Annotated in this window: 19 protein-coding genes; 13 read left to right on the plus strand and 6 right to left on the minus strand. The window is 59.3% G+C overall.

The window, feature by feature from the left end:
• Nucleotides 1-95 precede the first annotated feature (95 nt).
• On the minus strand, nt 96-1,772 hold the full coding sequence (locus tag LOC68_RS01015; RefSeq protein ID WP_230214532.1) for a SulP family inorganic anion transporter: 1,677 nt from the start codon (nt 1,770-1,772) through the stop codon (nt 96-98).
• A 28-nt stretch (nt 1,773-1,800) separates the two neighbouring features.
• Nucleotides 1,801-1,956: a hypothetical protein gene (locus tag LOC68_RS01020; protein WP_230214535.1), complete on the minus strand. Its 156-nt coding sequence runs from the start codon at nt 1,954-1,956 to the stop codon at nt 1,801-1,803.
• A gap of 248 nt (nt 1,957-2,204) precedes the next feature.
• Between LOC68_RS01020 and LOC68_RS01025 the strand changes: the two genes are divergently transcribed.
• Nucleotides 2,205-2,876 carry a response regulator transcription factor gene (locus LOC68_RS01025; protein WP_230214537.1) on the plus strand — a complete coding sequence of 224 codons (672 nt, stop codon included), beginning with the start codon at nt 2,205-2,207 and terminating at the stop codon, nt 2,874-2,876.
• 224 nt (nt 2,877-3,100) lie between these two features.
• Complete coding sequence (locus LOC68_RS01030; protein ID WP_230214540.1) at nt 3,101-4,600, plus strand: sensor histidine kinase; 1,500 nt, start codon at nt 3,101-3,103, stop codon at nt 4,598-4,600.
• Nucleotides 4,601-4,777: 177 nt separating this feature from the next.
• Here LOC68_RS01030 and LOC68_RS01035 read toward each other — a convergent pair whose 3' ends face one another.
• From LOC68_RS01035 to LOC68_RS01050, 4 genes are all read right to left on the minus strand, one after another.
• Nucleotides 4,778-5,869: a PQQ-like beta-propeller repeat protein gene (locus LOC68_RS01035; RefSeq protein ID WP_230214543.1), complete on the minus strand. Its 1,092-nt coding sequence runs from the start codon at nt 5,867-5,869 to the stop codon at nt 4,778-4,780.
• Between the two features lie 77 nt (nt 5,870-5,946).
• Complete coding sequence (locus LOC68_RS01040) at nt 5,947-6,816, minus strand: PhnD/SsuA/transferrin family substrate-binding protein (protein WP_230214546.1); 870 nt, start codon at nt 6,814-6,816, stop codon at nt 5,947-5,949.
• Between the two features lie 86 nt (nt 6,817-6,902).
• Entirely contained in the window at nt 6,903-8,171 is a 1,269-nt protein-coding gene (locus tag LOC68_RS01045; protein WP_230214549.1) for a hypothetical protein, read from the minus strand.
• Between the two features lie 303 nt (nt 8,172-8,474).
• The gene (locus tag LOC68_RS01050; protein WP_230214551.1) at nt 8,475-9,875 is read right to left on the minus strand and encodes a hypothetical protein; all 1,401 of its coding nucleotides are present in this window, start codon (nt 9,873-9,875) and stop codon (nt 8,475-8,477) included.
• A gap of 212 nt (nt 9,876-10,087) precedes the next feature.
• On the opposite strand from LOC68_RS01050, the gene LOC68_RS01055 reads away from it, so the two are divergent.
• The 11 genes from LOC68_RS01055 (at nt 10,088) to LOC68_RS01105 (ending at nt 25,192) form a co-directional block, all read left to right on the plus strand.
• Nucleotides 10,088-10,876: a hypothetical protein gene (locus LOC68_RS01055; RefSeq protein WP_230214554.1), complete on the plus strand. Its 789-nt coding sequence runs from the start codon at nt 10,088-10,090 to the stop codon at nt 10,874-10,876.
• Between the two features lie 223 nt (nt 10,877-11,099).
• Complete coding sequence (locus LOC68_RS01060) at nt 11,100-12,806, plus strand: GspE/PulE family protein (RefSeq protein ID WP_230214557.1); 1,707 nt, start codon at nt 11,100-11,102, stop codon at nt 12,804-12,806.
• 57 nt (nt 12,807-12,863) lie between these two features.
• On the plus strand, nt 12,864-14,069 hold the full coding sequence (locus tag LOC68_RS01065) for a type II secretion system F family protein (protein ID WP_230214560.1): 1,206 nt from the start codon (nt 12,864-12,866) through the stop codon (nt 14,067-14,069).
• A 39-nt stretch (nt 14,070-14,108) separates the two neighbouring features.
• Nucleotides 14,109-14,516, plus strand: a complete 408-nt coding sequence (gene gspG, locus LOC68_RS01070; RefSeq protein ID WP_230214562.1) for a type II secretion system major pseudopilin GspG — start codon at nt 14,109-14,111, stop codon at nt 14,514-14,516.
• A 6-nt stretch (nt 14,517-14,522) separates the two neighbouring features.
• Nucleotides 14,523-15,143 (plus strand): prepilin-type N-terminal cleavage/methylation domain-containing protein, encoded by a 621-nt coding sequence (locus LOC68_RS01075; protein ID WP_230214564.1) that lies wholly within the window; start codon nt 14,523-14,525, stop codon nt 15,141-15,143.
• Nucleotides 15,140-15,760 (plus strand): type IV pilus modification PilV family protein, encoded by a 621-nt coding sequence (locus LOC68_RS01080; protein ID WP_315858990.1) that lies wholly within the window; start codon nt 15,140-15,142, stop codon nt 15,758-15,760. Before LOC68_RS01075 ends, LOC68_RS01080 begins: the two co-directional genes overlap by 4 nt.
• Entirely contained in the window at nt 15,757-16,752 is a 996-nt protein-coding gene (locus LOC68_RS01085; RefSeq protein WP_230214569.1) for a PilW family protein, read from the plus strand. The genes LOC68_RS01080 and LOC68_RS01085 overlap by 4 nt, the downstream gene beginning before the upstream one ends.
• Complete coding sequence (locus LOC68_RS01090) at nt 16,749-18,515, plus strand: type II secretion system protein GspK (protein ID WP_230214572.1); 1,767 nt, start codon at nt 16,749-16,751, stop codon at nt 18,513-18,515. The genes LOC68_RS01085 and LOC68_RS01090 overlap by 4 nt, the downstream gene beginning before the upstream one ends.
• Before the next feature lie 17 nt (nt 18,516-18,532).
• Entirely contained in the window at nt 18,533-20,101 is a 1,569-nt protein-coding gene (pilM, locus tag LOC68_RS01095; RefSeq protein ID WP_230214575.1) for a type IV pilus biogenesis protein PilM, read from the plus strand.
• Nucleotides 20,098-21,279: a putative Ig domain-containing protein gene (locus tag LOC68_RS01100; protein ID WP_230214577.1), complete on the plus strand. Its 1,182-nt coding sequence runs from the start codon at nt 20,098-20,100 to the stop codon at nt 21,277-21,279. The genes pilM and LOC68_RS01100 overlap by 4 nt, the downstream gene beginning before the upstream one ends.
• Nucleotides 21,280-21,553: 274 nt before the next feature.
• A complete protein-coding gene (locus tag LOC68_RS01105; RefSeq protein ID WP_230214579.1) occupies nt 21,554-25,192 on the plus strand; it encodes a secretin N-terminal domain-containing protein in 3,639 nt (1,212 codons plus the stop codon).
• The last annotated feature ends 501 nt before the right edge of the window (nt 25,193-25,693 follow it).

Genomic DNA, 25,693 nt, shown 5'->3' on the forward strand with positions numbered 1-25,693 from the left:
CAGGCGATCGAACTTGCGGATGCAGTATTATACTCTCCGCTATTGGGAAAGTCGCTTGTTACGCAAGAGTCGGCGGCGCTTGACTTTTCCGCTGCTTACGACGTCGGGTCGAGGGGGAGCTGAGGTCGTTTTCTGGCGGCGTGAGGGTGTGCTGAGAGGGGCTGGTGGTTATCCAGACCAATGATCTTCAATTGAAGCCCTTCACGTTCAAAATCGCGTTCCAGTTCGTGCAATTTTTCCATGACGGTGTGATCAACCAATCTGGCGTCCGTTAGATCAACCGAGACGTTATGTCGTTGAACCAGGCCGGCTTCGACGATTTTTCGGCGAAACGCCAGCCAGTTGCTGAATACCACGGAGTTGGCGGCGACGATGCGGTAGGTCCCGTCCTGTTCCTCCAGAACCTCGATCTCAGGTAGGAACAGCGATTTGAGCGGCGCACCGTTGAAAATGTGGATGCAAAATTTGAGAGCGATGCCAATGCCGACGCCAATCAACAAGTCGGTCGCCAACACGGCGACGAGCGTCGTCACGTAAATGACGAACTGTTCTCGACCGACCTTGAAGACGTGCACGAATTCACGGGGATGAGCAAGACGGAACCCGGTGTAGATGAGCATCGCCGCCAGGGCGGCGAGCGGAATCTGGTGAATGACGGAGGGCAAAAGCGCGACGCACCCCAGCAGGAACAAGCCGTGGAACAAATTGGCGAATCGCGTTCGCGCGCCGTTATCGATATTTGCGCGACTACGGACGATCTCGGAGATCATCGGCAATCCGCCGATAAACGAGGCGATCAGGTTCCCCACGCCCACCGCAACAAGGTCGCGATCAAGATTGGTCTTTCGCTTCCAAGGATCGATCATGTCGACCGCTTTCGCGCTTAGCAGCGATTCCAGGCTGCCGATTAACGCGTACATCGCCACCCACTTCCACGCGAACGCGTTTTGCAGTCCCGAAAAATCGGGGAACGTGATCGCATTCAAAATGTTAAACGGCACCGAGACCAGGTGCTGTTCGCCAACTTCGTAGACGTGGTGGTGCAGCGTATAGGTATGGTCATGCGCCAAATCAAAATACATCCCGAGCGGAATCGCCACCAAGATGACGACCAGTTGAGCGGGAACCAGCTTGACGTACTTGTTCTTTATCAGCGGCAACCCGAATAGGATCAGCAAGCTGATCGCGCCGATCAGGCCGATTTCGGGATTCATGTGCATCAGCTTATCCGGTATCTCGCGGAGCAGTTCCAGCGGCTCTCCCTTGGCGCTTAAACCGACTGCGACCGGGATTTGCTTTGCGATGATGATCACGCCGATGGCGGCGAGCATGCCATGCACGGCGGCGGTGGGGAAGAACTCGCCTAAAATTCCGGTGCGAAATATCGCGAATAGGATTTGAACGGCTGCGGCGGCCATGCCGACTCCCAACGCCATTTTGTAGGCTTGCATGTCGGCTGCCGGATCTTGGCCGCCCGTGTAGCCGAATTCGTTCATGCAGCCCAGCGCGATCACAATCAGTCCAGCGGCGGGGCCTTTAATCGACAGTTCCGAATCGCTGATGAACGTTGCGACGAGGCCGCCGATCACGGCGGTAAAAATTCCCGCAATGGCCGGGTAACCTGACGCCAAAGAAATCGCCAGGCAAAGCGGCAACGCGATCAAGAAGACGAGGAATCCGGAAACCAGGTCGAACTTGAGGTACTTGCCGAGGTTCTTAAGCGAGCCGATCGGGATCTCTTGATCCTGTAAAGCGTTCGAATCGGTCGCCATTGACGTAACTCCTAAGTGTTGTAAATCGTTAGCCGAACTTGGCTAGTTTGGTGGCGGAATATGCTAAATCGCCAATCGCCTGAACGCGGGGAGAGCGACCAGGCTGGCGATTCTTATGCAGGTTTCCGCCGAGGTAGGGGGGACGATCAGCGGCGAGGCCGCCAACTCGTACGGAGGTTTTCATTTGGGAGGGGGCGTTTCGGTCGCCTCTTGCGCGGGAAGAGTCTCCGTTTCCGCCAGTCAATCTGGCGAAAGTCGCGTTCATCAGAGGTGATGCAATTTTCCGTCGAGATGCAGAAAGGTGCAAACGTCGCTAAAATTAAAAAACATTCATATTCGGGCCGAAGTCTCTCTCCCGTACGGTAGATTTAGGCTTTTCAACGGCAAATCGCCCGCCGCTTGGAATGTTGAAACGACGCTCGGATCGCCGTTATGCACATTTTGGTAGTCGAAGACGAACAGCTATTGGGGAAGTCCCTTTCTCGCGGTTTGACCGAGGCCGGGCACGAATGTACCTGGACTCGTAGCGGCGAAAAGGGGCTGGAGTACGCCAAGACCCAGCAATATGACGCCATCCTGCTCGACTTGATGCTCCCCGGAATCGGCGGTTTAGAGGTGGTTCGGGCGCTGCGCGAAGAAGGAATTGGTACGCCGCTGTTGATCCTCACCGCCCTCGGTTCGGTCGATGATCGCGTCCAGGGGCTGGATCATGGCGCCGACGATTACATGGTTAAACCGTTCGCCTTTCCGGAGTTGCTCGCGCGATTGAACGCGATGTGGCGTCGCGCTAGTCCTCGTCCAGCGCTGAGCTATGAAGCGGGCCCGCTCGCGCTCGACTTGGGAAGTCGCAAGGTGACGCGCAACAACAAGGAGATTGATCTGTCGCCGTCGGAGTTCAGCATTCTCGAACTGCTGATGCGACATGCCGGCCAGATCGTGTCGCGCAAGATGCTTAACGAGCATCTCTGGGGACAAGACTGGAACGGGATGACCAACGTCATCGACGTTCACATCAACCATCTGCGGCAGAAAGTGGATCGCGGATTTGACGAGCCCTTGATCCACACGGTGCGGGGCCGAGGCTACGTGCTGCGGACTTCTTGATCCGAACGGCGAGCAGCCTGTCGCTCTCGTACTTTGCACGTCGATCGCGCCGCCGGGGAAACGCGTGAGGGATTCTATCCGTCGCGTCGTTTCGGCCATCTTCATAACCGAAGCTCGGATAGTAAACTACGTTATACGCTGGGAAGTCTCCGGGCGAACTTGCGGCCAAGACGGCGGCAGGCGAAAAAGTGGGAATGCATGAGCGCAATTCTCGTAGGTATAGCATGAGTTCGTTACAAAACTGGTTCGGCGAACTTTGGAAATCGTTACAAACGACGTCGCAAACGCTTCGTTTTCGGTTGATGGTCTGGAACGCCATCGTCGTGGTCCTCGCGGCTGGGGCCACGCTGGCGGGGCTCCGCGAAGGGGTACGCTTCGCCCTTTATCACGAAGTCGACCAGCTGCTGGCTGAAGATACGCGACAGATCGTATTGATGCTCGATGAACGTCCTGTTGATATCGCCGACATGTATCAAACGCTCGAACAGCATGCCGAAGGTCACATTCAGCACGGGTGGTTCGTCGAGTTCCTCGGGGCCGACGGGAAGGTCGTGTGGGCGAGCGCCAAAGCGCCGGAAGAAGCGCTGAATTACGCCAAGCCGATTTCCGACTCGCGTCCGATTGAAGTTGGTTCGATTCGTTTTGCGCAGCACAAACTCGACAAGCCGTCCGAAGGGATCGTCGCCATCCGGCTGGGGACCAGCATGTTGCCGATCTGGAACGATTTGGCCCGCGTCGATCGCCAGGTGTTGGTCGGCTCCGGTATCGTGCTGCTGCTCGCGCCTCTTTGCGGCTATTGGCTGGCCGGTCGTGCGACCGAGCCGCTGTCGGACATGATTCACGCGTCTGCACGCTTGCGTCCGAGTCACTTGGAGGAACGGTTGCCGTGGCGCGGCGCCGGCGACGAACTCGACCAGCTCGCCGCGACCATCAACGGCTTGCTTGATCGGATTGCCGTCCATGTTTCTAAAAAGCAGGACCTGCTGGCGAACGCGGCCCACGAACTGCGCACCCCTTTGGCGGCGATCCGCAGCAGCATCGAGGTGACGCTGAACGAAACGCGGGCGGTGGAAGACTACCAAGAATTGCTTGGCGAATTGATTGAAGAGAATAACCATCTCGAAACGCTCGTGAATCAACTGCTGCTGTTGTCCGAAACCGAATCGGACCGGCGATTCTTTCACTTACATCCGATTTCGCTCGATCAAGCGGTCCTCCGTTCGGTCGAAATGTTCCGCGGCGTCGCCGAAGAAAACGGATTGACCCTAAATTCAAAACTGGAGCCTAGCTGGGTCAAAGGCAACGTCGAGCATCTTCGCCAGGTGGTGAATAATCTGCTCGACAACGCCGTGAAGTTCACGCCCGAAGGAGGCCGCATCGACGTTACGATTCGCAAGTCCCCCGACCTGTCGACCGTCGAACTCGCGATCGCCGACAACGGCTGCGGCATCCGCGAAGAGGATCACGAAAAGGTCTTTGAACGCTTCTATCGCGGCGATCGCAAACGAGTCCCCGGCGAACCGACGCAAGGAACCGGATTAGGACTTAGCATCTGCGCCGCCGTGATCGCATCCCACGACGGCACAATCAGACTAGAAAGCGCACCCGACGTCGGCACCACCTTTCGCATCACCTTGCCGCTGTACGATCCCAATACTGCCGAAGATGGTCGGGAAGTCGACGAAGAAACAGTCGGCGAATCGGCCAAACAAGCGGCGAAGTAGGCGAACACTAGCCCGCAGCGCAAGCGAGGGAAATGCGGCCGCAAGCAAATGACTAATGTCTAAACCCTAATGTCTAATGACAGATCGTGTCTTCAGAATTAGACATTAGGGCTTAGTCATTAGACATTTCCAAATCCATTCCCTCGCTTGCGCTGCGGGCTAGTGTTAGACGTCTCTCTAGTTCGCCAGCGACCAGCAGTAGATCGTCGCTTCGTCGCGCAAGTAGAGGCGATCGCCGACCAGCGCTGGGTGCGAAAAGATCTCCGTCTTCTCCTGCGAGAATTTCTGCCGCGACAGCAGCGTGAACTTGTCCGCTTTGGCGTCGACCAGCAGCAGGTCGCCGTTGCCGATCACCAGCAGTCGATCCTGATCGGCGATGATCGCGCCGTAGTCGCCGAGAGCTGCATCGCGCTGGCGGTACGTTTCGTTCAGGTTGTTTTTCAGGTCAAGGCAGTAGAGAAACTTGTCGACGCAGAAGACCTTGTGTCCGACGACGACCGGCGAACTCATGTCGGGAGTCAACTTCTGATTTTCCAGCACCGGCGTCGGCTGGATCGCGCCGTCGGCGTTAAAGGCGAAGAGCCGGGCGCCGTTGTTTTCGGTGACGATCAGCAGTTTGTCGTCGACGACCAGGGGCGTCGGCACATTGAAGTCGCCATCGAGCGGCGGTTTGAGCTTCCAGAGGCGTCTGCCGGTTTCCGCGTCCCAGCCGCCAAGCGAGTCGACGTCGTGCCCAACGATCTGACGTTTGCCGCCTAGCTGGGCGACGATCAGGGATCCGTAACTTGGCGCCGCGCCGGGAGAACTCCACGCGACTGACCCGTCACCCAGGTTAAACGCGACCAGCGACGCTTCGGCGCCGCCGGCCTGGACGATTACTTTGTCGCCGATCACCAAGGGAGAACCGCAATAGCCCCATGGCAATTCGGCGGCGACCGAAAACTGCGAGCGGAGGTTGGTTTTCCAAACGACCGCGCCGTCGGCTAGTTTGACGCAGTGAAGGTCTCCCATGGCGCCGAGCAAGATCGCCACTTCGCCGACAAGATTGGGAGTCGTGCGGGACGATTGCCCGTAGTCCAAGGCGCCGATCGCGAGATACTCGAGCATCCAGAGCGACTTGCCGGTTGCGGCGTCAAAGCATTGGTAGACGTCCTGGAAGTCGTCGAAGTCGCGATAGCTGACCAGAACATATTTCTCATTGGCGGCGATACCGCCAAGACCGTCGCTCGCCAGATCGGCTTTCCAGATTTGCTGCGGCTCGGCAGACAATGACTGGGGAAGTTGCGGGTAGCGTCCGTCACGGTTCGGTCCGCGCCATTGGTTCCAGCCGGGAGCGGCGCTCGCGCTTACTTTTTTTTTACCGCCTCGCTTTCGTCAATCGGCATGAAACCGATCAGCGACTCGAGCTTGCCGCAGAGCTGCGAGTCCTTGACCACTTCGGCCAGGGCCGCGCTCAACTCGGCCTGATCGGTTTTCGTCAGAGCGCCGGTGGCGAAGGCGGTGACGAACGGCACTTCCTTCGTCTTGGCGACGACTCGCAGGTCTCCCTTTTTGATCGTGCCGCAACCTTCCAGCAGCGGCGCGGCGTAGCTGGAAATGACCGCGGCCGATTTGCCGTCGAGCTCCAGAATCTTACAGGCCCCGTCGCTGCAGGCCGCCGAAACTTCCAACTTCTCCGGAAGGGTGACGCCGGCGGCAGTCAGCAGATCGATCGCGGCTTGATGCTTTTCGGCGGCGTCAACGTCGCCGAAGATGACGTGATAGCCGGCCAGATCGCCGGCCGATTGAGCCGGGTCATCCTTCGGCACGACGATCATGCCGTATTGCGTGGTCGAGCCGGTCTTGTCGGTCAAACGCGCCAGCGCGGTGACGTCGATCCCACCCTGCTTCCCTTCATAGCGAACGACCGAATCCTTGCCGATGATCAGGCTGACCGAATTCAACGTGATCCCTTCCTTCTTCAGCGCGGAAAGGGTCGGGACGAAGTAAAGGCGAATCGAGCGATCTAGTTTCGTTTCGAGGAACGACTCGAGCGCTTCGTACTCACGCTGGGCGTAACCTTCGACGCAAGGGCAGGAAAGAGGAGCGGCCAGCGGATCCATCACCACCATCGTCAGTTCCGACTTCAGCGGCTTGGTTGGCTCGTCCGCATGGAGCGGAGCGAGGGTGAGGCCAAGGAAGAGGGCCAGCGTTGCGACGAAGAGTTGGGTACGCATGGATCGAACCTAAACAGCGAGAGTGAGAAAAGACGAGCGGCGCAGCGAGGCGAAAGATTTCGCCTCGCTCTCTTGCGGAGTCGAAATTAGAGCGTCGAAGCGGCGGTTTCGGCCGATTTGACTTCGGCAGGCTCCGTCGCTTTCGCTTCTGCCGACTTCCGCTGCATCAGGACAATGTGGTTGCGAGTAATGTCGAGCATGTAGACGCGATCGCTGTCAGGCGAGACGGCGATCGAGACATTCTTGCAACCAGGGACCAGTTTGACGTCGCCGACAAATTCTTTGAACGTGCCGTCGGCGGCGAAGCGTTTGATGCGGCCGGTGTTCGATTCGGCGGTGTAGACGTCGCCGCTCTTGTTGAAGCAAACGTTCATCGGGTTGCAGCAGCTGGTAAAACCATCTTCGCCGCTCCGATCGGCTTTGCCCCAAGTGACGCCGGCGGCGCCATCCGCACTGAAGCAAGCGACCCGATGCCGGGCGTTTTCAGCGACGAACAAACCTTGCTCACAGGCCTGCACGTCCATGTGTCCGCAGCAGCCGCGGAGATCGGCGACGACCACTTGGGCGTCGGTGAATTCGGGCGACATCCGCCAGACGTCGAAGGTATACCCTTTGATCGACGGCGCGGCGACGTAGACGTATTTGCCGTCGCTGCTAACCGAAGCGACGTGCAGCTTGCGCTGCATCAGCGCCTTCATCCGTTCGGTGATTTTGTCATCGGAGGGGCCTTCCGTTTTCGGCCGCGCGTCTTCCGCCGCCTTCTGCTCTTCCAGACGCGTGATATGATCCGGCAGAATTTTCAGGACGTTCTTTTCCTGTTCGTTCAGCTCTCCCTTTTCTTCCTTGGCTTGAAGCTGTTCCATCATCCGCGTGTAAGCTTCGATCATCGCCGCAGCCGGACGGGCCGTTTGCTTCAGCTGTTGTTCGGCTTCTTTGCGGATGTCTTCCTGGTGTTCTTTCACCGCGGCGGCGTGGGGCGATTCGGCCTCAGTCAGGAGCTTCCCTTCCGGCGAAAACCGCATCACCTTGCCGTCGCCGGCGACCAGGATTGTGCCGTCCGGGGCGGTGTTGATCGCTTCCGGTTTGATTTCGAGTTCCCAGCCGGCGACTTTTTCGCCTGCGGAGTTGAGGATACGAATTTCGCCGGGGCTGTCCCCCATGGCGGTCAGGATCTGACCTTTCGCATCCAGGCAGAAGGCGTTGACCGGAATCCCTTTGGGGATCTCGATCAGGCCGACTTGCTCGTGCGTCGCCTGTTCGTCAATGTTGGTTGGTTGTTCGACGGCATTGGCCAGATGAAGGCTGGATGCCGCAAAGATCAACGTTAGGACATATCCGAATCGATAGTTCCGCATAGCACGTCTCCCCACGCGTCAAAGAAAAGAATCCGTTTTGAAAAGCAGAAGCGTTTGCTCCTTACGTGCGATTATGTCGCTTGGTTGTTCAATTTCCCAAGCTTTTGAGGGTGAGAATGCGCACCTTTTCTTGAACTAAATCCCTACGAGAATCGGGATTTCTCTAACACCAGTTTTCGTGGACCACGGTTTGTGCATTTCCCTCATCATGGAGACGAATTAAGCACCAAGTCCGTTTTCTCTGCGCAATAGCGCACTGTCTGCATGCAGCTAGAAAGCAAATCGAGATTGCAGAGTTGCGGACTAGCGCCGGCCGAAACCGAAGCCGCCGCCGCCGGGAGGGCCAAAGCCACGGGGACGATCACCACCACGATCGCTGGAGCTGCCGCCTCGATCTGTCGACGAGCTCGATGCCGTCGACGTGGAGGAGCGGCTGGAGGACGATGAAGTCGACGAAGCCGTCGAGGAAGTCGACGGAACCGACTTGCCATCGGCGCCGAGCGCTTCTTTCGGCGTGATGAAGCCGTCGCCGTTCAAGTCGTAGCGTGCGAACTCTTCCGCTTTGCTTTCGGACCAGACGACGGAGTATTCGCTCATGTGGATCTGTCCATCTTCGTCGGCGTCGTTGGCGTTGAACCAATCTGGCAACCCCTTCGGCAAACGTTCCAGCGGGGTGAGGAATCGATAGGTATCGACTTTTTCACCATCGCCACGGCTGGAGAAAGAGGATCGGCTCGCGAATCTGGAGATGCGAGCCGCCAGTTCATCGCTCGAGATCTTGCCATCTTTGTTCTTGTCGTAGTCGGCCAGATCGCTTTTGAACCACTCGCTCTTTTCGAGGTAGCCGCTCTTGTCTTTGTCGTATTGATACATCATCGACTTGGCGTTCTTTTTAATGTCGTCGCCGTCGCCCGATTCGCGGCTGCCCCCTTCGCTACCTTCCTGCTTTGGTTCCGACGAAAAGCCGGAGACCCGCTTCGCCAGTTCCAGGCGATCGAGCTTGCCGTCTTTGTTCAGGTCCGAGCCTTCCGGCGGCGTGCGCCACCGTGCGCCTGACCATTCGTAGTTGTCGAGAAAACCGTTTTTGTCCTTGTCGTACCGCTCGAGCATGCTGTTGACGCTGTCGATCGTCTTTTGATCGAACTTGTTCTCCAGCGCCAGATCGCCAAGCGGCGGGGGAGCGTCAAAGCCTTTGGCCTTTTCCAGACCGGGATCTTCGCCGAAACCGGGTACCGTGCCGCCGTCGCCTGCTTCGCGCTGCTTTTTCATCGCGGCGGTCAGCTTTTCGATGTTGATCGGACCTTTGTCGGTGTAGCCAGCGCCTTCTTTCATCCGATCGAGAAAGCCGCGAGCCCGGTCAGAGACTTCGTTATCTTCCAGGACGCCGTTGCCGTTCTGGTCCATCCGCTTCAGCATTTCGGTCGGGTCGAAGCTGCGACGACGATCGTCGTCGCCCCGGTCGGATCCCCGATCGCCCCCCCGATCATCTCCGCCGCGTCCACCCCAGCTGCCGCGATCTCCCCCGCGGTCGTCGCCTCCACGGCCGCCCCAACTTCCGGGAGGGCCACCGGAGCCGCGATCCCCACCACGATCTCCCCAGCCGCCGGGAGGGCCGCCAGGTCCACGATCGCCGCCGGGGCCTTGGGCGCTGGCGAGAACGGGAAAGAGAAGGGTTAAGGTGAACAGTAGTAGGAGGTTACGCATTGCGAACAATTCCCGGGCAGGGCCCGCTATTAGGAAATGCGAAATAAGGGATCCCTATTATTAACCGAGGCTCGGCCAGCTTGTTTCGGTTTTCGAAGAATCAGCCTGAAAACGCCGGAACCTCGGGCCCTCTCGCGGGTTAGATTGCCATAAGAAGTTGTTCATAGCGCCCTGTAGCGCTTGGTCATAATCTAGTCGCGGAGTCTCAGGTCATGAATTTGCGGTTCGCTCGATTGTCGCTAATGGTTGCGGCGCTTGTGGTTACGATTAGTTCCGTCTCGCTGGCCCAAGGTCCCGGAGGCCCCGGCGGCTTCGGTGGTCGTGGACCGGGCGGTTTCGGCGGCCCAGGTGGTCCAGGGGGATTTGGTGGCGGCGGCGACGAGTTCGGCCTGCTGATGAATCCGCAAGTTCGCGAGGATCTCGAGATTCCCGAGGCTCAGTTCGAAGAAATCCAGGAAATCATGACCTCGGTTCGCGAGAAGATGCGGGAAGTCTTCCAGGGGATGGGGAACTTCCGCGACATGACCGAAGAGGAACGAACCGAGTTCCGCGAAAAGATGCAGGCCAAAATGGCCGAAGTTCAGGCCGAAGTGAAGGCCGACCTGGAAGAGGTTTTGCTGCCGCATCAGCTGACCCGCTTGAAGCAGATCGCGCTGCAGCAGCAGGTGGCTCGCGGGGGCGGTCCCGGCGGCGGATCGGGCGCTGCGAACGCTCTGACCAGCGACAAAGTGGCCGAATTGCTCGGCCTGACCGAAGAACAGCTCGCCGAACTGCGTGAGAAGCGCGAAGAAGTCGCCCAGGAACTCCGCGAGAAGCTCCTCGCCGCTCAGAAAGAAGCGGAAGAGAAGCTGCTGAGCGTTCTGACCCCGGAACAGCAAGCCAAGTGGAAAGAACTGCTGGGCGAACCGTACGAACTGCAGTTCCGTGGTTTCGGCGGTCGCGGCGGCCAGAATAATCGTCCGGGCCAGAATAATCCTCCCGCAGGCGACGACAGCATCTAGTCGTGCGAGTGAAGATTAACCAGTAATCAGCCCCTGGTTCGCTCGCACGAGCCGGGGGTTTTTCATTACGGTTTGCACGATTTGCGAAACTTTTGGGTGTTTTGCGGCGTTGGAGCATAGTAGACGCGCAAAGCGATGAACAAATAGACCCTCTCTAGGGGACGAAGGAGTACAATGAATTCTCCTCGTCTCATTCACCTCTAATCCCCCATCTGCCTCAATCATGGTCGAAGCCGGCGAAATCCTGGTGCGTCACGGACTGATCTCTGCCGAACAGCTGGAGATTGTGCGCCGTGAACAAAAACTGCCTGGCGACGCCGTGGAACGCGCTGTGGAGTTGGGGTTCGTTGATGAGGAAGACGCGCTCAAGGCGCTCGGCGTCGAAGTCGGTCTCGACTACGTCGATCTGACGACCGCCGATATCGATCTGTCGCTGCTGAAGACGTTGCCGCAGCGTTTGATCTATCGCCAGTCTCTCTTTCCGCTGCAGCGCAACAACGGCAGCGTGATCGTCGCGACCAGCGATCCGTTTGATCTCTATCCGCTCGATGAAGTCGCCGCGGTGACCGGACTGTCGGTCGTGCCGGTGTTGGCCGCGCGCAGTGAAATCGCCAAGCTGATCAAAGCGAATCTCGGCGTCGGCGGCGAGACGGTCGAAGGGTTGCTCGCGCTGAAGGAAGAAGAGTCAGGCGACGAAGTCGAACTGCTCGACGACATCGAGTCGGACGGTTCCGAACTTTCCGAGATGGCCCAAGAGGCCTCGGTCGTTCGGCTGGTGAATGAAATCATGCTCGAAGCGATCGAATCGCGAGCGAGCGACATTCACATCGAATCGCAAGGGAACGGCCTGGTCGTCCGCTACCGCATCGACGGCATGCTGCACTCGCAGCCGGTCCCGCCGGAAATCAATTACTTCCAAGCGGCGATCATCAGCCGTTTGAAGATCATGGCGCGACTCAACATCGCCGAGAAGCGTCTGCCGCAAGACGGTCGCATCAAGCTGAAGGTCCGGGGCCGCGAGATCGACATCCGCGTTTCGATGATCCCGATGATTCACGGCGAAAGCATCGTGATGCGTGTTCTCGACAAGGGCTCGCTCACGTTCGACTTGCGCACGCTCGGGATGGACGACGACGTCTATCAACAATTCAAACAGATCATCTCGCTGCCGCACGGCATCATTCTGGTGACCGGTCCGACCGGTTCGGGTAAGACGACCACGCTTTACAGCTCGCTGCTAGAAATCCAGGACGAAGCGACCAAGATCATCACGACTGAAGACCCGGTCGAATACCAGCTCGACGGGATCAACCAGATTCAGGTTCATCCGAAGATCGGTCTGACCTTCGCCGCTTCGCTCCGCAGCATTTTGCGTCACGACCCGGACGTGGTGCTGGTGGGCGAAATCCGCGATAAGGAAACGGCCGAGAACGCGGTGCAAGCGTCGCTTACCGGTCACTTGGTGTTCAGCACGCTCCACACCAACGACGCGGCCGGCGCCTTTGCTCGTATGATCGACATGGGGGTCGAGCCGTTCCTGATCGCCAGCACGGTCGAAGGAGTGATGGCCCAGCGTCTCGTTCGTAAGCTCTGCCCGCATTGCAAGACTTCCTACGTGCCGAAGCGGTCCGATCTGCCGTCCGACTTCCCGTGGGATGAGTTCATCGCCAAAGGAGGCGAGCTTTCGCAGCCTGCTGGATGTCGTCAATGTCGCGGCGTCGGCTATCGCGGGCGTATGGGTATCTACGAACTATTGATCACGACCGAAGAGATTCGCGAACTCGCTCACGAAGGACTCAGCACGCACAAGATCAAACAAGCGGCCCAAAAGAACGGCATGCTCACCTTGCGACAGTACGGCTGGCGCAAGGCTCTCTCCGGCGAAACGTCGGTCGAAGAAATCTTGCGAGTCACCAAGGGAGACGTCTAAGACGCCCCACACTAGTTTTTCATTCCTTTCGTACACACTCCACGCTCTTAGTCGCCGATGCCCGATTACAGCTATATCGCCCGAGATTCGACCGGCCGCAAGGTCAACGGCGTGCTGTCGGCAGCGACCGAGCGAGACGTGATCGCGCTCCTCTCCGGCAAGTCCCTCTTTCCGATCGAGGTAAAGGCCGAAACGAAGGGAAGTGCGTTTCGTATTGGCGGCAAGCGCGTGAGCGCTCAGCAAGCGGCGATCTTCTACGCTCAGCTTTCGTCCTTGATCCGCAGCGGCGTTCCTTTGATGCGCTCGCTGAAAGTGCTCCGCGAACAAGCGTCGAACGTTGCGATGCAGGAAGTTTTGGACGACATCGTCAGCCGGGTTGAAGAAGGCGCCGCGCTCGACGAAGCGATGCGTCGCCATCCGAAGGCGTTCAGCGAGATGGCGGTCAACATGGTCCGCGCCGGCGCCGAAGGTGGTTTTCTCGAAGACGCGCTCGATCGCGTCGCCCGGTTCACCGAAGACCAGGAAGACCTGAAGGGGCGCACGATGAGCGCCTTGGCCTATCCGGTCTTCTTGGGCGTCGTCGGCTCCTGCGTCCTCGGCTTCTTGCTGCTGGTCTTTGTGCCGCAGTTTGACGAGTTGTTCGGCCGCTTGCGAGAACGAGGACAATTGCCGGCGATCACCGACTGGCTCCTTTGGTTCAGCACATCGGTCAAAAGTTTTGGCTTGCCGATTTTGATCGGCATCGTTGGGCTGGGTTTCTTCCTCAGCCATCAACTGCAAACCGAATCGGGGCGTCGTCGCTGGGACTGGATCAAGATCAAGATTCCGCTGATGGGACCGATCTTCCTATCGCTGGCGGTGGCGCGGTTTTGCCGCGTGCTCGGCACGATGCTTAAAAACGGCGTGCCGATTTTGCGTTCGCTCGAAATCAGTCGTGACGCCGCCGGAAACGTGATTCTGGCGAAAGCGATCGAAGACGCTTCTGAAAACATCAGCGCCGGCGAATCGCTGGCGACTCCGCTCTCGTCGTCCGGCTACTTCCCCCGCAACGTGGTTGAAATGATCAGCGTGGCGGAAGAGTCGAACTCGCTCGATACGGTGCTGGTCGAAATCGCCGATGGTCTGGAAAAACGAACTTCGCGCCGACTCGATCTGACCGTTCGGATGTTAGAACCAATGATGCTGTTGGTGATGGCAGGCGTGGTGCTTGTCGTCGTCATCGCCCTCTTGCTGCCCATCTTCCGCATGAGCAGCAGTTTGTAAGGCCCCATTTCGTTTTTCAGGTTAGGAGTGACTTTAGAAATGTCCCAACAGCGCAATCGTCGTCGACGCCGCGGTTTTACGTTGCTCGAAGTGTTGCTGGTGCTCGTGATCCTCGTGATCCTCGCTTCGTTCGCCGGCGTCGCGATCTTCCGCGCCTATGATCAGGCGAAGGGAGACAGCGTGAAGGTTCAGGTCGAAATGCTGAACCAGGCCTGCAAGCAGTACATGCTGAACGTCGGCCAACCGCCGCAAGCTCTCCAAGACCTGGTGAGCGCTCCGGCCGGCTCGACCAAGTGGAAAGGTCCTTACCTGGAAAAGGCGTTGCCGGAAGACGCTTGGGGTAACCAGTTCAAGTACGAAGTGGTCAACGGAATGCCGCGCGTCTTTTCGGCCGGCCCGGACGGCGTCGAAGGAACCGACGACGACGTTCCGACGAAAGAATCGTAATCAAGCATGCAACGGAGCGCGACAATTCGAAGACTCGGCGGCTTCTCGCTGCTGGAATTGCTCGTCGTGCTGACGTTGCTGGTGATTTTGTTGTCATTGGCGGCGCCGAGCATCTTGGCGCCGCTACGCGGTTCGCGGCTGAAAAACGCCGCCGACACCATCTGCGCTGAGTTCGCCAAGGCGCGCGTCGAAGCGATGGAATCGGGACGCGTCCGCATGTTCCGCTTCCAAACCGATACCGGCAACTACCAGGTCGAGCCTTGGCTCCGCGCCAGCGATACGCAAGAGAATAACATCGTTGGCGAAGGAGAACGGGTCATCGGCAACGGCTTGATCGAGCAATCGGTCGAAGCGACGACCCGCCAAGGGACGTTGGCCGAAGGGGTCACCTTCATGGGAGAGCAGGTCGACGTCGACATGCGCTCTTACGAAACGACCGACGGGCAAATCGCGGACGGCCAAGCTGGATACTCACGGCCGATTCTCTTCTATCCCGACGGTACGACCTCCGACGCGGCGGTGGTGATGAAGTCGGAAGATGGCGGCATGACGATGGTCAAACTCCGCGGGCTGACCGGAATCGCCAAGATCGGCGAATACCAATCGACGGAGGACCTTTCGCAGTGATCGCGTCTCTTCGTCAAAACCAATCTCCAAATAGTAGCCCGAAGCGCAAGCGAGGGAAATGCGCGCTTTCGCTCACCGCTGGTTCGAATTGCCGATCGCATGCGCCTCGGTCGCGCTTCGGGCTATTACCGGCCAAACGCACGTCGCGCGGCTTCTCCCTCATCGAAGTCGTTTTGGCCTTCGCGATCCTCGCCGGTTCGCTCGCGGTGCTGGGCCAATTGATCAGCATCGGCTTCCGCGCCGCTCGCGAAGCGGAGGGGCTGACCGAATCGCAGATGCTTTGTCAGACGATCATGGACGAGATTATCGTCGGCGTTCGTTTGCCCGATCCGGTCAATGAGATCCCTATCGACATGCTGACCGACTCGAGCGTCATCCTGCCGAACCGGATGGCCGAGTGGGTCTACTCGATCGACTCGCAGCCGGCGACGATGGAAGGACTGCTCGCCGTCCGCGTGACGGTTCGCCGGATCAACGCCATTTCGCTGGCCGATGCCGATCAGTTTCAGCTGGTTCGCTGGATCCCGGATCCGGAAGCGGAATTGCTGGAGATGCCGGAGTCGAGCGATCCGAATTCAAGCAGCAGTAGCAGCGGAACGACGGGAGGCGCCCTATGAGTTCGCCTCGTCACAGCCGTCGTGGTTTGTCGCTGTTGGAATTGATCGTCGCTTCGGCGATCGCCGTCGTTTTGATGGCGGCGGTCAGCGCGGCGATTCATATGTACTCGAAAAGCGTCGACATCGGGCGGAGCGACGTCGAAGAAGCGCAGCTCGGTCGCGCCGTCATGAAGTTGATGGAAGACGATCTGCGGAATTGCATCTGGAAAAACGATATCGACTTTTCGTCGGTTGAAGCGCTCGCAGCCGATCAAGCGTCGAGCGCCGCGAGTTCGCTTACCGACGCCGCCAGCGGCGCTGGACTAAGCGGTGGAGCCGACCTGGCGAGCGAAGCGGACGCCGCGTCGAATACGACCGATCTCGCCGCCTCGACTTCGCCGGCGATGCAGATCGGACTGTATGGAAACGCGACCGAGCTTCAGTTCGACATGAGCCGCTTGCCGCGGGTTGACGAATACGATCCGGAATACGTCGGCTTTCGCTCGTTGGCCCTGGCCGACAAGCCGAGCGACGTGAAGACGGTCACGTATTACCTGCTCGTCCCCGGTACCGCTTATCAAGGCGTCGTCGGCGATCCGGCCGATCGGACGGCTGAGCAGACTGGCCTCGTTCGTCGCGTACTTGATCGTTCAGTCACGCAATGGGCGCTCGAGAACGGCGATACGCGGCAGTTGGACGCGAGCGGCGAGATCGTCGCGCCGGAAGTTTGCTATCTGAACTTCCGCTACTTCGACGGCTATGAGTGGTACGAAGAATGGGACTCGGCGGCGATGGACGGCTTGCCGCTGGCGGTCGACATCGTCCTGGCGATTCGCTCCGCCGACGATCGATCGAGCGCCAATCAAAGCGACGAACCGTTTGTGGTTGGCGTCGCCGAAGGGGACATGGTCTATCGCCGGTTGGTTCGCATTCCGATCGCTGTGCCGATTGATCCGCTGGCGGAAGAGGAAGAGACGACCGAATCTGGCTCCAGCACGGAGTCCGCACTATGAGCCGTTCGACGAACCGCGAAGGCGCCGTGCTGATTGTGGTGCTGGTCGTGATCATGATGCTGTCGCTCGGCGCGTATGCGTTCACCGAGTTGATGCAGACCGAAACCCACGCCGTTCAGCTAACCGGCCGGCAGATTCAAGCCCGCGCGTTCGCCGAGTCAGGCGAATCGTTCCTGGAAGCTTACCTGGCGCAAGAGCCTGATTTCATCACGGAGCAGGGGGGAATTTACGACAACCCCGCGATGTTCCAAGGTCAGTTGATCGTTGACGACGAAGAGGATGAGCGACAGCGTGGGCGATTTACGATCCTGGCCCCGCTGGTCGACGTTGATGGATACCTGAACGGAATTCGCTACGGCTTGGAAGACGAATCGGCCCGGCTCAACCTGAATGCGTTGTTGATGTTGGACGAACAATCGAGTACGGCTTCGGCTGCCGCCAGTTCCGCAGGATTGAGCGGCGCGAGCGGATCTTCGGGTTCGGCAGGATCGTCCGATGCGAGCGCCGCGGCCGCGATGTCGGCTTTATCAGGCTCGAGTTCGTCGACCCTCAGCGGTTTGGCGAGCGACGAATCGCTCACTTCCGGCAGCACCGGGCGCCAACTGCTGATGGGCTTGCCCGGCATGACCGAAGAGATCGCCGACTCGATTCTCGACTACCTGGACGAGGACGACGAGCCGCGCGAATTTGGCGCCGAGATCGACTATTACTCCGGGCTTGATCCTCCCTACGCGCCCAAGAACGGGCCGCTGGAAACGGTCGAGGAATTGCTGCTGGTTCGCGGCGTCACGCCGCAGCTATTGTTCGGCCGCGACGAAAACCGGAACGGCGTGATCGATCCGCAGGAGCAAGCTGTTTCGACGACCGACGATCGGACGGATCAACAGATGCTCGACGAGGTTCCGGAACGGGGCTGGTCGTCGTACCTGACTTTGTACGGGATGGAAAAGAACTACGGCGACGACGGGACCGAAAAGATCTTCATCAACGATGAAGACGTCGAAGCGCTCTACGGTCGACTGCAGGAAGTTCTGCCGCAGGAGTGGGCCGACTTCATCGTCGCTTATCGCATGTATGGCGCCGGATCCGCTTCGACGAACAACACGAATCAGAATTACGTCACCTCGGCCAAGTTCAACTTCAGCCAGCAACCGAAGGCGACCTTTTCGAGCGCGCTCGACTTGATCGACGCGGTGGTCAACGTTTCGCAGCAAAGCGGCGGCAACTCGCAGAGCGGAGGCAATAGCAGCGGTGGCGGCGGGCAAACGCAACTGATGAAGTCGCCGTTCACGCAGCTGAATGCGGCGGAGTGGATGCCCGACTTCATGGAACTATTGACGGTCAACGAGTCGCCAATTATTCCGGGCCGCATCAACATCAATCAGGCGCCGCGCGAGATCCTGGTCGCCATTCCCGGCATGACCGAGGAAGCGGCCGCGGCGATCATCGAGAATCGGCTGCCGAATGCGGACGAGGATAACCCCCTGAGGGCCTACGAAACCTGGATCTGGGTGGAAGGGCTGGTCACGCTCGACGAAATGAAGACGCTGTTGCCGCTGATCAACGCCGGAGGGGACGTCCACCGCGCTCAGATTGTCGGTTATTACGAAGGTGGACTCGCATTTAGCCGGCATGAGGCCGTAATTGACGCTACTCAGCCCCAGCCGCGCCTATTATTGTGGAGAGATATCAGCCATCTCGGGCGCGGCCATCCCCTGGAAGTGCTGGGTATCGGGCTCGGTTTTTCCGGCGCCGCCAACTAACTCGGAGCGTACGCCTTATGGCGAAGATGATTGGAATTGAATGGGACGGCAGCGAGATTCGCGTCGTCGTCGCGCGCCCACGATCGGGCGGCGTGACGGTTGACGCTGCGTTCGCCGCCCCGCGGACTAGCGATCTGGCGGATTCGATCCGCACGGCGCTGGCCGATCGAAATATCGCCGCCGGACCGGTCAGCGTGACCTTGTCGCGCAGCGCCGTCGAACTGCACGTGTTGACGTTGCCGCCGGCGCCGGAAGAAGAACTGCCCGATATGGTCCGCTTCGCGGCCCTGCGCGAATTCACGGCGCTGACCGACGATTGGCTGTTGGACTTCACCCCGATCGAACAGAACGCAGTCGGTCAATCGACCGTGCTCGCGGCCGGCATCTCGGGCAAAGGGCTGAAGGGAATTGAAACTCCTTGCTCCGGCGCCTCGCTGACCGTTGAGCAAGTGGGCGTTCGTCCGCTGGCCGCCGCGTCGCTGATGGCCCGCGATCCGCAACATGCTTCCTCGGTCGCGATGGTGGTCGAATCAAGTTCGGACGATATCGAACTGACCGTCATCGCCGACGGCGCGGTCGTTTTCTCTCGTTCGACCCGCTTGCCCGGCGAAGAAGGGAGCGAAGAGCGACAAAAGGCGCTGCAACTGGAAGCGCGACGCACCCTGATCGCCGCCCGCAATCAACTGGGCGCGCATAGCGTCGAGAAGATCATCCTGCTCGGCCAGGAAGAACTTTCGCCGATGAAGGCGAGCCTGGCCGCGACGTTGGGTCTGCCGGCGGAACTGTACGATCCGTTCGCCAGCCCGGCGGTGAAATACGCCGGCGCCGACAAGCTGGTCCATCGCGGACGTTACGCGGGTTTGCTCGGCTTGCTCGCCGATCAAGCGGCGCCATCGCTCCACTCGCTCGACCTGCGCAATCCGCGGAAGCGTCCGGCGCCTCCGAGCAAGCGGCGCATGTACGTCACCTACGGGACGGCGGCGGCGGTGATCGCGCTGTTGGTCGCTGGGGCGATCTGGATGCGACTCGGTTCGCTCGACACGCAGATCAAAGAAGCGCAGGAGAAGCTGGCCGGGCTCAAGGCTTCCAACAAAGAAGCGGTCCTGCAGCAGAACGACGTCGAGAAGATCGACCGTTGGCTCGATTCCAACGTGCAGTGGCTCGATCAGGCTTACTGGATGGCGAGCAAATTGCCGCCGGCCGAAGCGACCATTCTTTCGCGTCTGCAGATGGATGCGTCGCAGGTCGAAGGGGGCGTGATCACGCTCGACGGCTACGTCGGCGACGAAAGCGGCATCAAAAAGCTCGAAAGCGCCCTGCGAGACGAAACGCACCACGTCAGCAATCTCGGCAGTAAGCAGTCGGAAGTTTCGGGGTACGCGTGGAATTTCCAAGAACGGATCACCGTCGCCAAATCGGCGACCAATCCCTTTACCGACGAGCCGGAAGCGAAGCAGCCGGTCGAAGCGGCGCCTCCGACCGAAACGCCGGCGAAAGACGAATCGAATAAGACCGAGCCGGTTCATACCGAGCCGTCGGAAGACGCCGAAGCTCCGCAAGCGGCGCAGGAGGAGGCCAAGTCATGAGCAAACGTGAAAAAGTCCTCGTCGGCGTCGTCGGCATGCTGGTCGTGCTGGGAGTTCTCTACTTCGGCTATAGCCGGTACGCGTCGGCCTACGATCAACGGGCCAAGCAGCTCGAATCGCTCAAGCAGCAGATCGACCGGGAAGAGTTTACCGAGATCCAGGCGATCTTCGCCGCCCAGCGGTTGGCGATCTACCAGGAACATTGCCTGCCGGAAGATTACCGGACCGCGCAGTCGGTTTATTCCAACTGGCTCCACGAGAAGGTCGGAGAAGCCGGTTTTGAAGATGTGGTGATCAAGCCGCTCAGCGGGAAGAAAGTCGGCATGCATGCCGAGTACGCGTTCAGCATTCGCGCGAAGGCGCCGCTGGCGCGGGTGACGCAGTTCTGCTACGAGTTTTACTCGTTCGATGTGCTGCACAAGATCAAGTCGATCGTCCTCCGCCCGATGCAGGACTCGGAAGACCTGGAAGTCGCTTTGACGGTCGAAGCGGTCGGCATCAAGCAAGTCGCCGACGTGGTCGACCCGAAGAAGCAGCGGCACGAGTCCCTCTCGCACGGCAAGCTAGCGGATTACCAAAAGGCGATCCTGGCTCGCGACTTCTTCCGTCCCGGCAACAAGCCGCCGAAGCTCGTCTCGACCACCAAGCACACGGCCGAAATGGGAAAGACCTTCAGCTACTCGGTCAAAGCGGAAGATCCGGACAAGAAGGATAAGCTCTCCTTCCAGTTGGGAGAAGGTGCGCCGGAAGGTTTGCAATTGAGCGAACGAGGAACGTTGAGCTGGAAGCCAGGGGCGCTCGGTGAGTTCAAGTTCAACGTGATGGTGCATGACGATCGTCAGCCGACCGTGATGGACACGAAGGAATTCACCATTGCAGTCATTGAGCCGAAGCCGCCGGAGACCAAGCCGGAATCGAAGCCGTCGTTCGACGACGCCCAGCACGCCTTCTTGACGGCGACGATCATCTCGGGCGAACAGCCCGAAGCGTGGGTTAGTCTGCGGACCAAGAATAAGATGCTCCGCCTGAAGCCAGGCGAGACCTTCGAGATTGGTCAGCTCAAAGGAAAGATCGTGTCGGTCGGCGATAAAAACGTCGAAATCGAAATCGGCGGCGAGACGGTGCAGCTGCGAATCGGCCAGCCGCTGAGCGAAGCTCGTGGTTCCGGCGATCTCTAATTTTGCGACTTTCCATTCTGGAAAATGCCTTGAAGCACGCCACCCGATGGGGCGTGCTTTCTTTGTTGGTGCATGCAGTGCTAGCGCTGGCGCGACTGCGATGGCGCTACTTGGCTTGCCCATGTGTTATATCTTGACATTCGAAGTCAAGATGTGGCGCTAATACCAGCGGGAATGCTTGTAGGGATTCCTCCTCGTGTTCCGATCAATCCAAGTAGTAAAAGTGCGCGGTCGATTCGTCCATTGGGCGTCACATCCGAAGAAGGGTTTACTGATGCTTCATTGCATTTCGGGGCAGAGACTACCTCTCGTCGTCGCACTGCTCATTGCGACCTGGGTTTCGTGCGCGGCTAATCCCGCAAACGCCCAGGTTCCTGCGACTGCCAGCTCGCGTGAAATTCGCAGCTATTCAGTCGAGCCGGAACGACTCGGTAACCTGCTTGAAGTCTTCCGACAGCTCTACGCCCAGGAGCAAGGGGCCACATTCACTGCCGACGCTAGCGGCGGCATGCTGGTCGTTGCCGCGACGCCGGAAGTGCAGACGCAAGTCGAGACTTTCCTGAAGCGTTCCGGCTATCTCCGCGAGCCAGGCGCCAAGCCCGCGGCGGTTCGCATGGCGACTCCTGCCGTAACGAAGGCTCCGCAGCAAGTGACCCGCTCGCTTGGCAACGGCCAGGTCGAAGTCGAAGTCAAGCTGAATCAAGCCGATTGGCGTCAATTGGAAACCCGCACAGCACAGTTGCTGGGAGAACGCCCGCCGGTCGCCACGACGGCCGAAGGGGCGATCGCCACGTTGACGCTGCCGACCAACGGCGACAAGAAGATCGCCATGCAGATCTACCGTAAAGACAACGTCGTGGTCCTCCGCGGCGACGAAGCGGGCGTCAAAGCCTGGTCGCAGGTGGTTGGTGCGATCGACGCTCCTGCTCGCAATGATCAATACCGCACCGACCTGGTGTCGCTCCGCAACGCCAAACGAGAAGACGTCGCCGAAGCGCTCGCTCCGCTGACCGAAACCGAAGCGGCTACGACGAAGAAGGAAATTTTCGAAGCGCTGAAGAAAGTCGCCGGCAAGCAGCAGTTGCGCTGGAGCGGCGACATGGCGGCGATGATCTTCCAGCCAGGCGACCAGCAAAATGCGGACGCCGCCGATGACGCTCAACCAGCCGCCGACGCGCAGCCCGCCGATCAGCCGATGGAGCCGGTCGTTGGCGAGGAAGTGACTCTCGGTCCGGACGATGACGCCGGTTTGATTGGCCCAGTTCAGATTGAATTTCTGGAAGGGCTGGACGTGATCGTGGTGAAAGGTCACCGTCGCGACGTCGAGCGGATTACCCGCATCATCAACGACATCGAACGCTTGAGCGCCGAGACCCAACCGGTCATCGAAGTTCGTGAACTGCTGCATGCCAACAGCGAAGCGGTCGCCGCGACCATCCAGCAGCTCTACGAAGATTTGCTGCAAACTCGCTATGGCCAGGTCAGCATCACGCCGCTGGGGCGCCCGAACGCGATTCTGTTGATCGGTCGCCAGCAAAGCGTCGACGGCATCCTCGAACTGATCGCCAAGCTTGATCAGCCGACTACGCCGGATCGTCTGCTGAAGGTCTTCCAGTTGAAGTACATCTCGTCGGCCGACGCCCAAACCCGCGTCACCGAGTTTTACGCCGATCCGGTCAACCTGAACCCGCGCGTTCGTTCGACGGCCGACTATCGCAGCAATGCGTTGATCGTGCAGGCCAGCCCCCGCGACATGGCGGAAGTCGAATACCTGATTCGCCAGATTGACGTCCCGGCGGCGGAATCGACGCTGGAGCTGAAGGTCTTTGAACTTCGTAATTCACTCGCCGAAGATTTGGCGGCGGTGCTGCAGTCGGCGATCTCCGGAACTCCGGCGGCCGGAACCGGCAACCAACAGCAAGGAAACGCCACCGCGGCCCAAGTTCGCGCTGCGATGCTTTCCTTCATGACGCTCGACTCGCGCGACGGTCAGTTGCTGAAGTCAGGGATCCTGACTGAAGCGCAGATTACCGCCGATACCCGCTCGAACGCTCTCGTCGTGCGAGCCCCGCGGGAAAGCATGGATCTGATCGGCGCCCTCATCCAGCGATTGGATTCGCAACCGTCGGCCGAATCGCAGATCAAGGTCTTCACCATCGTCAACGGCGATGCGACGCAGTTGGCGACGATGCTCGAAACGCTGTTCGGCGTCGGCACGCAGGCCAACAATCAAACCCAATTGCCGGTCAACGTCGGCGCCGGCGGCGAAGGATCGCTGATTCCGATTCGCTTCTCGGTTGACGCTCGTACCAACAGCATCATCGCGTCCGGTTCGGCCGCCGAACTGGCGATCGTTGAAGCGATCCTGCTTCGCTTGGACCAGGACGACGTCCAACAGCGTCAGATGCTGGTTGTTCGCTTGAAGAACTCAAACGCCGAATTGGTCGCGGCTTCGCTGACCGATCTTCTGCAGACTGAAAGCCAGTTGCAGCAAATCGATCCGACGCTGACCAGCTCGTTCCAGCAGGTCGCTCGCGAAGTGATCGTGGTGCCCGAAACGTTCAGCAACAGCTTGATCATCACCGCGACGCCGCGGTACTTCAAAGAAATCGTCAAGATCGTGGAAGAGCTCGACGCTCGTCCGCCGATGGTTTCGATTCAAGTGCTGATCGCCGACGTCCAGTTGGGCAAGATCGAAGAGCTGGGTTTTGAGTTTGGTCTGCAGGATTCGCTCCTGTTTGACCGTAGCACGGTTTCCAACGGCAACTTCAGCCCTGGTTTTGACTTCAATAACCCCACCGTGGGCTTGGGCAACGCGGCGACGACCGCCAGCTTGTTGACCGCCAACCAGGTCGGTTCGCAAGGGATCTCGGACTTGGGGCTCAGCCGGACGAATTCGGGGCTTGGCTACGGCGGTTTCGTCTTCTCGGCCGCCAGCGAATCGGTCAACGTCCTGATCCGCGCGTTGCAACAGGACCAGCGGCTGGAAGTGCTCGCTCGCCCGCACGTGATGACGATGGACAATCAGCCGGCGTTCATCCAGGTCGGTCAACGCGTCCCGTACATCACCGATACCCAGGTGACCAACCAAGGTACCGTCAACTCAATTACGCTCGAAAACACCGGCGTTATCTTGAATGTCATTCCCCGCATCAGTCCCGACGGCATGGTCGTGATGTACGTTCAGGCCGAACGTTCGGAGGTGGGGAATGAAGCGGACGGGATTCCGATCTCGATTAACCAGAACGGCGACGTCATTCGCGCTCCGCGAATCGACACCCAGACGGCGACGACGACCGTCAGCGCTCGATCGGGCCAGACGATCGTCTTGGGGGGGCTCATCCAAAAGCGTACCACCGTCGTTTCGCGTCGCGTGCCGATCTTGGGGGATATTCCGCTGCTGGGAACGTTGTTCCGCTACGACAGCTTTGACGGCGATCGTAGCGAACTGATGATCATCCTGACGCCGACGGTCGTCGACTCGGATCAGGACGTGGAACGCGTTCGCGAACAAGAGATGGGTCGGATGAGCTGGTGCCTGGCCGACGTCGCAGACATATACGGCGCCGAAGCTTTGTATGGCGTCGACCACTCGATTCCGGAAGGGGATGTCATGGAAATCCATCCGGACTCGAATCCCACCGGCGAAGCTCCCTTGAATACGCCGAGGATGCCCGGGGCGGAGATGATTCCGTCGCCGATGATGCAGCCGACCGGCTCGGGGGTGATGATCCCGCCGAACATGCAACCGGCGGTCTACAACAATTCGGTCGATCCGACGGCCGCGCCGCCGCAGTTGACGCCAGCGTCGTTGCAGCCGGCCAATGAGTTCGGAGTGGCGCCCGCCGCCTATAACGGCGCGGCGTATCCGCAAGGACCGCAGATGATTCGCTTACCTGCGACCGGCAGATAGTTTGTTCGCGACGTAGAATCCACGTAGAAACAACGACTAAGACGGAAAGGGACAAGGATGTTCCAGGCTTCAACACGCGGCGCGATCATTGGGTTTTTGATTCTGGCGATTGGCGTTGGGTGCAATACGATTACCCGTAAGGCCCCGCGCATGCCTTGGCAGGACAAAGAGGAAGACGAGTACGGCGAACCGGCGAAGCTGGTCGCCATTTGGAAGGACCAGGTGATGGTCCCCTCAGGTGGACGCGCCACACGCGGTTTCGGCGGTCGCGTTTATTTTTACGACGCCACGAACAAGCCGGTACGCGTACGCGGCACATTGACCGTTTACGCCTTCGATGACGACGCCAACGAAAGCCGTCGTAGCGGCAAACCGGATCGCAAGTACGTCTTCGAAGAATGCGATCTGCAGAATCACTACAGCGCGTCGAAGATCGGGCACTCTTACAGCTTCTGGATTCCGTGGGATGCGGTTGGCGGCGAGCAGCGCTGCATTACGTTG

It is taken from the genome of Blastopirellula sediminis, assembly GCF_020966755.1.
GTDB classification, from domain to species: Bacteria; Planctomycetota; Planctomycetia; order Pirellulales; family Pirellulaceae; genus Blastopirellula; species Blastopirellula sediminis.